Below are 15,640 nucleotides of genomic sequence, written 5' to 3' on the forward strand. Positions count from 1 at the left end.
TTAGAACATAAAGCGCACATTCCCTGAGATTGCGTAGTAACTTCAGGTAAGGATGAGGATAGGCACAATGGCCAAGGCCGTTGTTGTGTTGCTTGTGGTGACCAGGCAAGCGTGTTCTGTCGTGAGGCCGGCCACATCCAGGGGATTACCTCGCCGTTCGTAAAGGGCGTACACTCAACGAGAAAATCGTGGCGGCGATTTTGGCGGTTTTTGATAAAAACTTAATAACTTCCAAAGGACAAACTCCCCCTGTATGCCGCGCGTGTATTGCCATACATTGATCGTTGTTGCAATCATGCTCGGCATAATGCCCTCACCGGCGGTGCGGGCACAACAGCCGTTCGTTCCCTTTCGCCATTATTCCAGTTTCCAGGGCCTGTCGCACGACAAAGTGCTCTCCATCATCGAGGACCGCCAGGGCTTCTTGTGGTTTGGCACCGTCGAAGGGCTCAACCGTTTCGACGGCTACACCTTCACCTCGTTTTACCACAAGAACGGCGACACCACCACCTTGTGCGACAACGCGGCCATCGCCATGCTCGAAGACCGCCAAGGCGACCTGTGGATCGGTACAACCGGCGGTCTTAGCCGATACCACCGCGCCTCCAACAACTTCACCTCCTACCTTCCCGATCCGTCGCGAGAGGGCAGCATTTCCGATGGACGCATCAACCAAATCCTGGAAGACGCAGACGGAAATTTCTGGCTTGCCTTCTCCAACGGCTACGTCGACTACTTCAACCGCAGCTCGGGCCGTTTTCAACATTTTCTGATCGACGAAAACGCACTCGACATCACGTCGCTGGAGTTCGACCGCACGGGTAACCTCTGGATCGGCACGCGCATCGGCGTGGTGGTGATGAACAAGGCGCGGCAAATCACCCGGCACTTCACGCACGATCCCGCCGATGCCGGCAGCCTCAGCCACAACAACGTGAACGATCTCCTTCTGGATCGCAACGGCGTGATGTGGGTGGGATCCGACGGCGGCCTGAACCGCTATGACCACGATCGAAAAACATTCACACACCATCGCCACCGCGCCGACGATGCCAACAGCCTCGCGCTGGACGTGATCCGTTGCCTGGGAGAAGACAACACCGGCAGAATTTGGGTGGGCACTGAGAACGGAGGCCTGGATATTTTCGACCCCGTGGCCGGCCGCTTCTATCATTATGTGAACGACGAGCTCGACCCGCGCAGCATCAGCGACAACTCCATCTATGCGATCTATCGCGACCGGCAGAACAATGTCTGGGTGGGCACCAACAGCCGGGGCATCTGTCTTTACGATGCCAACCGGAAGCCCTTTGTGATCTATCAGAAAAACCTGAGCCATCAACCCAATCTGACCAACAATAAGATCTCGGCTATCGTAGAACAGCCAGGCGCCGGGTTGTGGGTTGGCTCCGACGGCGGTGGCGTCGGCTTTTTTGACGAAGCGCACGAAACGTTCACCGCCTACCGGCACGATCCGAAAGATCCCAACAGCATCCCCGGTGACTTCGTGGTCGATCTGGAGTGGGACGAAAAAGCCCAATGCCTGTGGATCGCCACGTGGGGCGCCGGCCTTAGCCGGTTTGACCCGGTCACAAAAAAATGCCATCATTTCATGCCCCGTGAAGGCGACCCGACCTCGCTGGGATCCGACAAGCTTTGGTGTCTTTACCAGGACAACGAAGGGACACTTTACATCGGCACCCTCGGCAGCGGCTTCAGCATCTACGATCGAAGCACCAACACCTTCAGCACCTACAGCACCGGCGACGGCCTGCGCGAAGAAAACGCGGTAGCCTTTTGTCGCGATGGAAACGGTTTACTCTGGCTGGGTAGCTGGGGCAATGGTGTTAGCTGCTTCAACCCGGTGACCCGAAAGTTTGTAGCCCGACCCGACGCCCTCCGTCTCAAAAATGTCGAGGCGATTTCGACCGATTCCACGGGCAGGCTTTGGATGATGGGAGCCCCGGGTTTCGAAATCTATGACCCCGCCAGCGGAGTGGTGCAGCACTATGGCGACAAGGAGCACGTACCCGAAACCACCATCAACAATTTTTTGCGCGACCGGCACGGCAACCTTTGGCTCGCCACCAACAAGGGCATGGTACGCTACCATCCCGCCACGCAAAAGGCAACCGTCTACACTGAAAACGACGGCTTACCCACAAGCCAGTTCTACGGCAGACCCCTTTACGCCTCCGGCGGGAGAATGTACTTTGCCAGTGTTCAGGGCCTTGTCGCCTTCGATCCCGACAGCATTAAAGAAAACCCGATCGTTCCACCCGTGCTGATCACCGACTTAAAGATCTTCAACAAGTCGGTGTTTGCCGACAGCAGTGAGAGCCCCTTGCAAGATGTGATCAGCGAAACAAAAGAGATCGCGCTATCGTCACGCTACGATTTTATATCGCTCAACTTTGTCGCCTTCAACTATTCGTGGCCGGAAGGCAATCGTTATGCCTACAAGCTGCAGGGATTCGACGACGACTGGATCGCCGCTGCCGACGGACAACTGTCGGCCACCTACACCAGCCTCGAACCGGGCGACTATGTCTTCAAGGTAAAGGCCAGCAACAACGACGGGATCTGGAACGAAACCGGCACATCGCTTGTCATCCACATTCTCCCGCAATGGTACGAGACGTTAACCTTCAAGGTCGCCGTTGCACTGGCGATCGCGGCTGCGGCATACGGCTTTTATCGTTATCGCGTACGTGCGATCGCCAACCAGGCACGGAAGCTCAGCGCGATCGTGAAGGAGCGCACGCATGAGCTGCAGGAAATGAACAAGGACATCACCGAAAAGAACTTGCTCCTGCAAGACCGGCAACAGGAAATCGAAGCGCAAAACGAGGAACTGAAGCAAAGCGGCGACGAGATCCTGGCCCAGCGCGATATCGTATTTGCACAAAAGGAAAAGCTGGAAGAAGCCTACGCCACCATCGCCCATCAAAACGACGACATCCGCGCACGCAACGAAAACCTCGAACTGGAAGTGCAGTCGCGCACCAAAGAGCTGCTGGACTATAATCAGCAACTGGAACAGTTTGCCTTCATCTCGGCACACAACCTGCGCGCGCCGGTGGCACGGATCCTGGGGCTGGGCAACATCCTCAACCTCGGCGCCATAAGCCCGGAGGAACAGAGTATGATCTACGAAAAAATGGTCGCCACCGCGCGCGAACTCGACCGCGTCGTGCGCGACCTGAACACGATCCTCGAGATCAGGAAGAACAACGATAGCCACGTCACCGAAGTGCTGTTCGACGAGGAGCTCGTGCTCGTGAAGCGCTATATCGAAAAAGAAATTGAAGACACCCGCAGTGTGATCTGGGCCGATTTTTCGGATGCGCCGCGCATTTACAGTGTAAAGCCCTACGTAGAAAGCGTGTTGCAAAACCTGTTGAGCAACGCCATCAAATACCGCCACCCGGCACGCACACCGGTGATCCGCCTGAAAACAGAAACCGTAAACGGCTACATACGCCTCACTGTAACCGACAACGGTCTGGGTATGAACCTGGACATATTCCGGAATAAGATCTTCAGCCTATACCAGCGTTTTCACAGCCACGTCGAGGGCAAAGGTCTGGGGCTTTACCTGGTGAAGAGCCAGATCCTCGCCCTGGGCGGCAAGATCGAGGTGGACAGCACGGTGGACGAAGGCACAACGTTCAAAGTATATTTCAAGAACCGCTGGACCACACCTAATTAATACGTTTCATCCCCGTGTCGAATCGATCACCTATTTCGTGTGATTCTCACAGGCTTCAACCAAATACCGATGGTATGACGAGGGATATTTACGCGCAAATTTTATCTTCGTCCTGTCTCAAACCCGACGTTGACTCACTTTGACGATTGCAGAATTAAATAACAGAATCTATGAAAAAATTGAAATGGATACGATCGCTGATGATGTGCGTGACAAGCTTGTTCATTGCCAACTCGATTTACGGGCAAACCAACAACACGAATCTATCCATTGGAGAATTGAAGTTCACCGCTGCGGGCGAACTTGACATTCAACCATCAGCCACCTCCTCTCAAAATGATTTTGATTTTTTAGTGGGGAAATGGGTATTGAAAGACAAAAAACTTAAATCTCGATTAACGAACAACAACGAATGGATCGAATTTGAATCAACCGTCGAAATGCACAAACTGCTCAATGGCATTGGCAATATGGATGTTTACAGAACCGCAGTCGACGGTAAGCCCTTTGAAGGAATTGCCCTCCGGTTGTTCAATCCCAAGACAAAACTCTGGAGCATTTATTGGGCCGATAGCAATGTCGGGGTAATGGATGTCCCCGTTGTAGGATCGTTTGAAGGCAACCTGGGTAAGTTCTTTTGTAAAGACAAGTTTAAAGGCAAGGATATTATCGTCGTGTTTCTTTGGGACAAAACCGACCCAAACCATCCCGTCTGGAGTCAGGCATTTTCACCGGACAATGGCAAGACATGGGAGGTAAATGCCACCAACACATCGCATAGAGCCAAATGACTCGACGTCTCGATTTTTCGCTTAACTATTCTAGAAGAAAAACTACGGCGAATTCTTAGCGATCGGCTATCATCGCCCCTCTTTAAAGTATCGGTTAAAATACATCAATATCAACGTCACCGCGATGAAGCTCACCGCAAAGCGTAACCTGTGCGGCTCGGGCGCTTCGCTGTTCACTGCATACTGAAAGCCCACCACCACCATATACCCCACAATCAACACCGACAATATCATCATCATCACCGTAACGGCTGCATACACTTTCCGGATCACACTTCCCTTCTCGGAAAGTAAGGTCACGGTAAACACCAATCCCAAAAGAACGATAGGCCAATATTCAAGAGGTTCCACTGCGATTGTCGATTAAGATATACCCACTCACAAACGGACGCCGACGCGGCGTCCCATAGATCGCCACGAAAATTGAAAGGAAAATAATTTTTCCAATACTGTAAACGCCTTTTTTCATGTGAAGAGAATATTTAAGATTTAATGATTCGCTTCCAATCGCCATATGAATATCTCGGCAAACATAAGAGAGGTCTTTAGACACCCATCCCTATTGTGGAAAATTAAAAAAGATGTGATCCACCTGATCACATCTTTTCCGATAAGAACTGTTTAGTGATGTCTAGAACGGTATGAAAGTACAATAATCCCACTTTCAGAATACGTTAAATCATCCATTTAACGGTTAAAAGGAGGAAAATAAGAACGGCCTTTGCCGGGCATAGAAAAAGCGAGAGGGTCCTTTGTTGCTAATGCCCACAACCGGAGGATTAAAAAGATGTGATCCGCCTGATCACATCTTTTTGGTTGAACTGTCTTTAGTGAAGCAAAGACTTCACATGAATCTATAGAAATTCCCGGTCAGAATACGTTAAATCTTTCATTTAACGGTTAAACACGTACGGAGAAACGTCGCGTACGTTCATCCCGGCCGTTGGGAAACCCGGAACATCACGATTGACTCCAGTCTGACAATTGTGCGATTGAAATTTGAGTTGACCGGAAGCTGTCTGGATTGGAAAGGGCTGTCCTTAATAGCACCACGAGAAAATTCTTCTGGAATTCTCGCCAACGTTCCTTATGGCAACGGTTTGTCTACGACGTTCCATTGAATGAGAATATCGAAATTTGTGTGCGAGTAAATTTTAATAGAAGACGCAACACCTTTACTTTGCGCCAATTCCAATTGAAAAGTTTCCAGGGTAGAATAGTGAAACGTGCCTAAAGAATACGGCGCCCTACCCGTCCTGTTTTTGAACGCTTGCCACGCCATTTCCGGAGATGAAAATACCCCCAATATCCTACCTTTGCGGACGTCAGAAATTTTGTCAACGTAAAGTATAACACTTACTGCCATTCCTGAAAATAGGTTTGCTTGTCACCTTGTAACGAATCCCTGAACCACTCGCTCATTCTCTTCAAACACCGTAACATCTGTCCAGAGATTCAGGGGTTCAAACCAATTGATATCGACGACAAATGAAACGGCGTTAAAACGCGGAGCAATGCTACTTACTGTGAAGTTCGCATCTCCGACCATGCGATCGTTTGGAGCAGTTGAATTCGTCTCTCGTATACCTTCACAAGCAGAAACTAAAACAACGGAGTCACCCGTCAGCCGGTCGCCACGAATACTGGACCAGTTAACCGTACAAACCAATCGTCCAACGTGGGGACCCCAGAAGATACGCATGTGTTTAGCCATAAATTATTATTTAGGTATTTACAAAAATGTTAATGAGCTAACTGCTTTGTTGCTTTGATAATGATCTTGCCATTGAGTGGTGTAGCATACAACTGCACATAGATGCTTCCATCGGCTTGCACATAGGCCGTTCCAACCCTGGTGAGACTCTCCTCGTGTCTCACCTTGCTTTCCTTGCTCACGTCAATATAGGATTCATCATGGGCTTTGTCTGAAATCGTTGCGCTAACGAATTTCTCTTCATGGGACACAGTGAAGACGGGGAGAGAATGATTTCTTTTTGACATAGCGGTAGGGGTTATCGATAAAATATTCAGTAGACCTATCCCTTCTTCGTATGCAGCAACGCCTCTGGGGCACATATCAACAACGGGTTGCATTTAAGTGTTACAACTCCCAATGGCAGATTAAACGGTGTACAGGTGAGTCAGGGAGTTCTTATGCACCGAATGTAAAAAATCATGGGATCATTGTCAACACAAGCCATTCTCTATAACAGAGGTTTCTATGTCCGAAGATGTGCCGGGGAGGCAACAAAAGAAGTTCTTGTGACGGTTCGGGCGATCACTTTGTCGCCTACGTTAGGAGTCCTTCTTTGCTCTCTTTTTTAACCACAACCAGACTCCGTCGCTTGCCAGGGCACCATCCAAAACAACACACCCGGTCACTTCACATCAATACTTTCATATTGTTTAGGAAGATCAGGTCGCTCGTTTGTGTACTGAAAGCTGATGCTCCACCAGCGCCCCGCATCATGAATGCGTTGAAAACTGCTTATCGCCCTTCCTTTGTTGCCAGCGACAGTCGATGAAGCGCATGATGATGACGTGAGTTGACATGGGATGGAGTTTAAATGCTGTAGCTCGTCCCGGCAGGGGCGAATGAAAAAAACGTGTCAACATATTTGTTGCGTATCAAAAAAGTGTGAGCCTTTTGATCATGATGGCGTATACCCTTAAAAACTCCTTAAAAAAGTGTGGAATTTATCCCCATAATAAAATATTAACACCAAAATTTTTCTCTACATCAGAAAATGGTACACGATTAGACGCCGAAATAATTCAATAAGCTCCAGAGGCTCTTCAGGTTACCACAACGCTTTACCATCTTATTTTCCGTGGAGCCTTAGCCGGACTGTGCAAAACGCATTCGATATGTCCTCCAATTTTTTCGCCCGAAGTGTCGATTAAGACGTTGACGTTGTGACGGAATTTTTCAAAATCCTTAGCCCGACGGATGGGTTCCTTCCCTACTGCACTTTAGTATACTTGAGTAAAGTTTAAGGCTGCCCCATTTTTTACACAAAAGTGTGGAGAAAGTTACAAGTGTGCCATTTAACCATTGTCTTTATATCTGGTTTATTTGCCAATAAATATAAAAAGTACGATGAGAAGAAGGACTTTAGGTTTGTTGGGGGCCGTGCTGCTTTTTCCGATGGCAGTCTGGGCCCAGAGCGGCTGTACATTCACCATTTCTACTGCGGCGACGGAGTGGCAATTTGATGGGGCAGCCAAAGGAGTGAAACCGGGGGACAGGATCTGTTTCAAAGGGGGAACCCGGACGGGTATTAAGCTTATCAATATCCATGGTACGGCCGCACAGCCGGTTATCATTTCGAATGAAAGCAACAGTTCAGTCATCATTAACGCGCCTGCGTCGTTCGGAAACGCGGTGGAGGTCGACAATGTGACTTACGTGAAGTTCACGGGGAGCAACAATCCGTCGGTTAAATACGGCATTGAGATCACCGGCGCAGAGATGGGGATCAACTTTCAGCAGTTGAGCTCCGATTTCGAAGTCGATCACCTTTATGTCCATAACACGAATTGTGTGGGCATCGTGGCCAAGACCGACCCCACTTGTGACGCTTCCACCTGGAGAGGCTATTTCACCATGAAGAATACATCATTTCACGACAATTTAATCAGCAATACCGGATGCGAAGGATTTTACATAGGGAATTCACACTACGACACGGGCGTAGGCATGACTTGTAACGGCACCAGCCTCACCGTGAAGGAGCACGATGTGGTGAACGTGAAGGTCTATAACAATACCATACAAAACACCGGTAACGAAGGCATCCAGGTTGGGTCGGCCATTTCGGGCTGCGAAGTACACCACAACTCCGTGACCAATTTCGGCCAACATAGTGGTTATGGACAGGATAATGGCTTCCAGGCCGGCGGCGGTACCACACAGGCAAAAGTATACAGCAACGTCATCGATACCGGCAACGGTTATGGCGTCTGGGATTCAGGAGGGGGTACTGTCTATTTCAACAACATTATCCGCAATGCCCTGATGGGAGGTTTCTCCCTGATCGACTATGCCGGCAATTATGCTCCGACCGGGTTCATGGTGATGAACAACACCATGGTGAACTGCTCGCAATTCGATATCCTCATGTATAGCGAAGGCCCAACGTCGCGCATCGCCAACAACATCTTTGTGACCAATCAGGCCAGCGGTTACACTTACATCAAATACAACGCTCCCAAGGCACAGGCGGCCACGGTGGAATCCAATAACCTGAAGACAAACAACATCGCCAACGTGAAGTTTGTCAATGCGGCCGCCATGGACTATCACCTGCTGACGGGCTCACCGGCCATCAATGCGGGTATCGACTTGCTTTCCTTTGGCATATCCGTCGACAAGGACGGCAAGTTGCGCATTGGGGCATTCGACCAGGGCGCTTTTGAATTTGGAGGAGCAGCATCGAATCAGTCCCCTGTGGTGAATGCAGGTTCGGATAAAACCGTGACCATCCCTGCTACTTCTGTAGCCCTAACGGGCACGGCTTCCGATCCCGACGGTTCCATTAGCAGCTACACCTGGACGAAGGTATCCGGCGGCGCAGCTACACTGACCAACGCCACCTCAGCCACCTTGAGCGTGACCGGCCTGGTAGCCGGCACCTACGTATTCCGCCTCACCGTGAAAGACAACGCCGGCGCCACCGCCAGCGACGATGTGACCGTTACCGTGAACACGAACAAAGCGCCGACGGTAAGCGTGGGCACAACACTGAACATCACCACGGCTACCGTGTCCCTCACCGGCACGGCTTCTGACCCGGACGGTACCATTTCCTCCTACACGTGGACAAAAGTTTCCGGCGGAGCGGCTACGCTGACCAATGCCAACAAGGCTACCCTGAGTCTAAGCGGCCTGGCGACCGGCACCTATGTATTCCGCCTCACCGTAAAAGACAATGGCGGTACCACGGCCTACGCCGATAAGACGGTGATTGTTGTGATCGGTGGCACCAACTATCCACCAACCGTTAATGCGGGTGGCGCCAAAGCGCTGGTGTTGCCCACCAATTCGGTTTCGCTGGTAGGAAGCGCGTCTGACAGGGATGGTACCATCACATCGTATTCATGGTCTAAAGTTTCCGGAGGCACCTGTACGCTTTCCAACCCAACATCGCCTACGGTTGCGGTGAGTGGCATGGCAGAAGGTACTTATGTTTTCCGCCTGATCGCGAAAGACAACGCAGGGGCTTCGGGCGGCGCCGATGCTTCGGTGACCGTTTCCAAAGGCGCCATCACGCGTTTCAGCTTCAGGCCTGCGGCGGCCAGCATTAGCGGTTGGATCAGCGTGGCGGGTGCACCTCACGCCAGCGTGATCACGGCAACCGATCCGACGACCAACGTCACGGTGAGCAGCGTGGCGACCGGCCAGTGGCCCCCTGCCATCTTCGGCACGGCCACCAGTTCATATGCCGGTGGTGTTACCAACGGCACGATTCAACCGGCTGCCGTGGTACAGAACAACTGGTTCAACTACAAAGCGGCGTATGGCACGACCGTGAACGGGGTGTTGCAAGGCGACAACCTGAAACTCACCCGGCTCAATCCTACACACCGGTACACCATCCAGATGGGTGCTTCGCGTGCTTCCGGTAACGGCATGTCCGATCAATATGGCACGTTCGAATACCGTGTGGGCGGTGTCGTGAAGACTTTGAATGTTACCAATAATACCTCGGTGCAAGTGGAATATGCATCCCTTGCTCCGAACGCCAATGGCGAGATCGGCATCAGCGCACGGAAGATGTCCGGCAGTGCCATGAACTTCGGCTACGTGGGTTGGGTCGTGGTCATTGACTTGACACAAGAACAAACGCTTAGTGCCAAGGGCATCGCGGTCGCTCGCGCGGCCACCGTGGACTTCGCGCCCCCGGCCCCGCCGACGGACGATACAGCGGTTGACTCGACGACGACGGTCATCACACCTTCAGAAAATGACTTTGTGTTCCTGGACAACCACTACCCCGGCGGCTACGACTACTCGGTCGTGATCTTCGACGACGCCGGTCGTCGCATCTACATGGGCAAGTGGACCCCGCCGATGTACGCAGAGATCTTCACACCCGGTGAATTGTATATCTACCACGTGCTCCAGAATGGCAAGCGCATAGACACGGGCAAGACGGCGATCGTGCAACGATAGCACGTTCCCCGCCCCGGGATCGGGTGCCCGGTAAATGAGTTATCGCGAAAGTCGTCAACGGCTTTCGCGATAACTTTTTTTATGGATAGCTACTGATCCTTTTTTAAATATTCTTCCTACTCTATGATCAGCCCCTGCTTCTTATCAATTTTAAGTGTCTTGAGAGGTGTATTGATCAGCTTGATATTTTTCCCCAACACATCCCCCACAAAGGAATTGGCCGTCACTTGAACATTCAAACAGTTTTCAAACGTAAAGGTCGACTTGCGGGTATGAAAAGGATTGAAACGATGACTCCGGATAAGCGTGTTCCCGGAGAAAACCAATCCTTCGACAGACTTCGCATAGAGTACCGGAAAATCAAAGGGGTGAAAAGTGTTATTCTCTATCCGGATGTTACGATGAAAGGGTTGACCTGTCTGAGGCTTCGGCACTTCGGGATCGATCGAGATGATCCCTTCGCAAAATTGATACATCGAAGTCATACAGGGGTCATTGAACGTATTGTGCCGGATCACCACATCGGCAACGGCCCCCGATTCATACCAGTTGTTCGCGTCGCCCGCAATGAGAATGGCTGCGCCGCTGCTTTCAAAGGTGTTGTTTTCGATGATCACCCGGCCAGGCGTTGACATCAAAATACCCCTGGCGCGATTGCTCCCAAAGAAACTGTTCTTAATATGTACATCCGGCGTCCAGGTAAGATTCTCCAGCGCGTAGCCGTCGGTCACACTCGAGGGCACAGGTTCCCGGAACGTGATCTCAAACAACTCCGGTGTTATTGTTTTAAACGATTCGACTGTGGCGCTGCCGATCGTATGCATGGCATTGTTTTCGATGAACCCCACCTTCTCCCCTGCCCGTGCCCAGGTGAAGCCAACGCTCTGATGGTGCATAAATTTGCAGACCAATGTTCTATTCGTTTTCCGTTCCACAATTCTCACCGACGTTCCATGGACGTTGATCGGGTCATCCATCAATCCAAGAAACCGGCAACTATCCACGACGATCGACCCTTTGCAATTGGAATAGTGAAAACCATCGTCGTGCCCGGCAAAGATCCGGTTCTTGGCAGGGTTGGGAACGGAGTTTACATTTTTGAACATCAGATCCTGTGAATACTGTGAGAGTATTCCAAGCCCGGCGTTATTGTACATGTTCAGATGCTGGATCGAAACCTGCTTGCTGTCGACAATAAACACACCCGCATGATCCCTGTCGCTGTGACGAAGGACAAGATAGTTGCCTTTGGCCGGCTTTCTCTTAAAAGCGTAATGAAGCCGGACGAGTCCATAACGCAACGGCTCGGCTTTATAGTCTTCATAGTCCGCCCCCAAACATCCTGCATCTCCCGTCTGTGGGGCGATCCATTTCGCCTCCCTATCAAATTCCATCACGCCACTCCAGCGGCTCTTCCATCCCTCACCCACAAAGGTGAGCTTCTCGTCTTCGATGATATAAGGAGATTCCAGCACGTTGATGGAGATGTCAATATAATGATCGGTCACCTCCATGATCTCCGCCTGCGCCGTCATCGGAATTTCCCAGTCGATGCTAACATTCTTGATGACGACATCCTCACTATGATCAACCGTAAACGGCTGGATCCGATCATGAAAAACAAATTCCGACCCTTGCCCGTCGATCACCAAATGCTTCACATCCTCGATCAGAATGCCACACCGCCGAAGCGCGATGACATCGGTATTGGATTCATAATATTGTTTTTCAATGGCGTATTGCGGCCAGAAATCGTATCGCCCTTTCGGGAAAATTAACACTGCTGCCTTCTTCTCTCTACACTGCGCCAGTGCCTTCTGTAAGATGCCAACCGCGTTTTCACGTGTGCCGGGCATCAACGAAAAGTCGCTTATCCGCAGGGTATCCTGTCCCCAAACGGTAGCACAAATAAAAATTGCCAACACGCTGCTCAACCATTTCGACCCTGTTCCTTTCATGCTATATTCATTAGAATCCATTGTGACAATACGGCCGTCTTTTTGACATCGCTGTACAGAAATTGAAATTACGCGATTTGACAGGCAAACCCTATTTTTAAAGCCCACGCAAAGGGTGTCCGATTTCAACGCTCCCGCTAGGGGTTACTTTGGCCCTGCAAAAACCGATATAACCGCAAAATATTACACTTCCCGAAAAAATCTGTACCCAAGTACTACTTTTAACAATGCGCAAGACCCTGTTTATTTTATCGCTGTGTTATATCTCGTTGTCTCCAGCCCAAGCCCAAAAGCAATTTTGGGGCTCCTCAAGTTTTGGCGGCCTTTACGGCAACGGTTTCCTTTTCAAGACCGACTCCATTGGCGACAACCTGGAGATCGTCCACGATTTTCAAAGTAGTGTCGACGGCGAAAACATCAGTGCCATCCTATTGGCCAGCAACAACAAGTTGTATGGGCTTGCGTCGGCGGGTGGTCAAGGGGGCTCGGGGGTCTTCGCCACGGGAACCTTTTTTGAGTACGACCTGGCGACCGATCGGTTTCGGGTGCTCGAGCACTTTGGCGCCAGCAATACGCACCTTCCGGGCATTACCACACCGAGGGCGGAGGGTGTTCCGTCGCTGACCGAGGTTTCGCCCGGCGTCATCTTCGGGCTGATGTATCAGGGCCGGTATGTTTTCTCTTACAACGTCGCCACCGGGGTGTTTACCAAGCCGTTCACCGTGCCTACCTACAAGGGCGGGCCCTCCAACAGTACGTTGCAAAATCAGTTTTGTCAGGCATTTTATAAAGCGGCCGACAATTTCCTTTATGCCGCCACACCAACCAATTCAAGTTGCCCCATCGGCAATCCCAACATGGGCTCGATCGTCCGCGTGAATCCTGCCAACAACACCCTCGCCATACGCCACCTGGCCGTCTGTCTTGTCGACTACGGCTATTCATACAACGGCTTCTTTGCCGAGGCGAACGGCAATCTTTATGGGACCACCAACTACGGCGGCGCCAACAACCAGGGTGTGATCTTCGCCTATAACACGGCTGCCAACACCTACACCAAAGTCCACGACTTTGCCAACAGCGTGTACAGCTACGAGCCCACCTCGCTGGTGCGCGCGAAAAACGGCAAGCTCTATGGCACAGCGCACGGCGGGGGCACACCGGAACCCAACCTCAATCTGAATGCCGGCGGCGGTGTATTATTCGAGTTCGATCTGACGACCAACACGTTTACCAAAAAGCACGACTTTACGCTTACGGGCCAGTCGATTTATGACATGGGGATCTTCCCTTCCGGTTTGATCAGCAGTACCAATGGAAAATTGTACGGCGCAACCCAATATGGCGTGTTTGAATATAATCCTGTTTCAGATGAGATCCGCGTTGCCGGCCGTTTCAACGGGCAAGGATTTGCGCCTTCCTTTGTACAGGTTTGCCGCAAGCCGGCCTACCAGTCACCCACAGCAACAACCTATACGATCTGCCACGGCGCCGCCTTCAGCCTTGATCTGGCCAGCGTGAATGCCACTACGGTTACCTGGAAACACAACAACGTGGTGGACGCTTCGCAGACGACCACCACCTTAAACTTCACCGCCTTTAGCGCGGCAGATGCAGGAACCTGGATCTGTACGATGACCAACGAATGCGGCACCACCGTTGCGCCGTCCATTACGTTGGTGTTTGGTCAACCCGCTCAACCGACCATTACCGCCGGAAGTGCGCTCACATTTTGTGCGGGCGGAAGCGTTACCCTCTCGGCGCCGGAAGGATTTGACAGCTACAACTGGTCTACAGGAGAAACTTCGCGCCAGATCCTGGTGAGCGAAAGCGGAAGCTATACCGTAAGGGTAAGCAACGGCTGTGAAAGCCCGGTGTCGGCTCCTGCTGTGATAACGGTAAACGCGTTGCCCGAAGCGGTAACCATCGCGACAAATGGGCCCGTTGATTTCTGCGCGGGCGCAACCGTAAAGCTTTCCGCTCCTGAAGGCTTTGACGGCTACACGTGGTCGAACGGAGCAACTTTACGTGAGATCGAAGTGAGCCAAAGCGGCAACTATAGCGTGAAGGTAAACGACGGCTGCGAGAGTCCGGCGTCGGATGCTGTTACGGTGACGGTGCATTCCCTACCGGTGGCCACGATCTCCGCCAGTGGTCCACTTGTTTTTTGTGCTGACGAAACAGTGACGCTATCCGCGCCCGCAGGTTTCAGTGGCTACGCATGGTCAACCGGCGCCACCACGCAGGCGATCGATGTAAATGAAAGTGGCCACTACACGGTAAAAGTGAATGATGGTTGTGAGAGTCCGCCGTCCAATGCCACGGTCGTAACGGCAAACGCATTGCCGCCACGGCCTGAGCTTGTTGCGCTGCCTTCGGGCACCGAACTAGTGGCCAGTGGAAGCAGCGGCACGTATGATTGGACGTGGAACAACGAACCCCTGAACGAACACGGCTCCCAACTCAATGCTACGGAAACCGGCACGTATGCGGTGTACAGTGTGAGTGCTGAGGGATGTCGTTCGACGGATTTTGCTTCGGTATCGCTGGTGATAAACGGAACCGAATCTGCTGCCGACGATGCTGTATTCGTCTATCCCAACCCAAGCCAGGGAACTGTGAATCTGAAAAGCAACAACGCATTGCGCGGCCAAGCCGATATTTCTTTATTCAACAGTACCGGTGGCGTTGCCTTTGCCGGATCCGTTGACTTCGGGGAAGAATCCAGTACGATTCACCTCGGCAATCTCCCGGCAGGGCTGTATGATTTAAGGATAAGAAAGGGAGATCAGGTTGTACACCGGAAGGTCGTTGTCCAGTAAAGCCATAAGGCGACAAGTTACCGGGAGAATATTGTTGTTCGTTTTATGTTTTCACCTACCTGAAACAAGCGTTATAAGGAACTGATGACAAATAATTACACTGGATTCCCCGTGTATACAAAAACAACCTTACTAAAATACTACTGAAGTCCTGTTTTTGAATAAATATCTTATTTTTGCGC

8 protein-coding genes are annotated in these 15,640 nt (G+C 51.4%); 4 read left to right on the forward strand and 4 right to left on the reverse strand.

Annotated elements, in window-relative coordinates:
• Positions 1–253 precede the first annotated feature (253 nt).
• Positions 254–3,712 (forward strand): two-component regulator propeller domain-containing protein, encoded by a 3,459-nt coding sequence (locus BUB30_RS08140; RefSeq protein ID WP_073132627.1) that lies wholly within the window; start codon positions 254–256, stop codon positions 3,710–3,712.
• Positions 3,713–3,882: 170 nt separating this feature from the next.
• Positions 3,883–4,503, forward strand: a complete 621-nt coding sequence (locus tag BUB30_RS34535) for a hypothetical protein (protein WP_221408672.1) — start codon at positions 3,883–3,885, stop codon at positions 4,501–4,503.
• 69 nt (positions 4,504–4,572) lie between these two features.
• Here the strand turns inward: BUB30_RS34535 and BUB30_RS08150 are convergent, their stop codons facing one another.
• From BUB30_RS08150 to BUB30_RS08165, 3 genes are all read right to left on the reverse strand, one after another.
• The gene (locus BUB30_RS08150) at positions 4,573–4,854 is read right to left on the reverse strand and encodes a hypothetical protein (protein WP_143164813.1); all 282 of its coding nucleotides are present in this window, start codon (positions 4,852–4,854) and stop codon (positions 4,573–4,575) included.
• Positions 4,855–5,890: 1,036 nt separating this feature from the next.
• Entirely contained in the window at positions 5,891–6,217 is a 327-nt protein-coding gene (locus tag BUB30_RS08160) for a hypothetical protein (protein ID WP_073132633.1), read from the reverse strand.
• 29 nt (positions 6,218–6,246) lie between these two features.
• The gene (locus BUB30_RS08165; protein WP_073132634.1) at positions 6,247–6,504 is read right to left on the reverse strand and encodes a hypothetical protein; all 258 of its coding nucleotides are present in this window, start codon (positions 6,502–6,504) and stop codon (positions 6,247–6,249) included.
• A 1,099-nt stretch (positions 6,505–7,603) separates the two neighbouring features.
• Here BUB30_RS08165 and BUB30_RS08170 point away from each other — a divergent pair.
• The gene (locus BUB30_RS08170; protein WP_084137963.1) at positions 7,604–10,678 is read left to right on the forward strand and encodes a right-handed parallel beta-helix repeat-containing protein; all 3,075 of its coding nucleotides are present in this window, start codon (positions 7,604–7,606) and stop codon (positions 10,676–10,678) included.
• 116 nt (positions 10,679–10,794) lie between these two features.
• Here the strand turns inward: BUB30_RS08170 and BUB30_RS08175 are convergent, their stop codons facing one another.
• Positions 10,795–12,636: a right-handed parallel beta-helix repeat-containing protein gene (locus BUB30_RS08175; protein ID WP_073132638.1), complete on the reverse strand. Its 1,842-nt coding sequence runs from the start codon at positions 12,634–12,636 to the stop codon at positions 10,795–10,797.
• A gap of 227 nt (positions 12,637–12,863) precedes the next feature.
• On the opposite strand from BUB30_RS08175, the gene BUB30_RS08180 reads away from it, so the two are divergent.
• A complete protein-coding gene (locus tag BUB30_RS08180; protein WP_073132640.1) occupies positions 12,864–15,458 on the forward strand; it encodes a T9SS type A sorting domain-containing protein in 2,595 nt (864 codons plus the stop codon).
• Positions 15,459–15,640 lie beyond the last annotated feature (182 nt).

This window comes from Chryseolinea serpens, from assembly GCF_900129725.1.
Classification (GTDB): Bacteria; Bacteroidota; Bacteroidia; order Cytophagales; family Cyclobacteriaceae; genus Chryseolinea; species Chryseolinea serpens.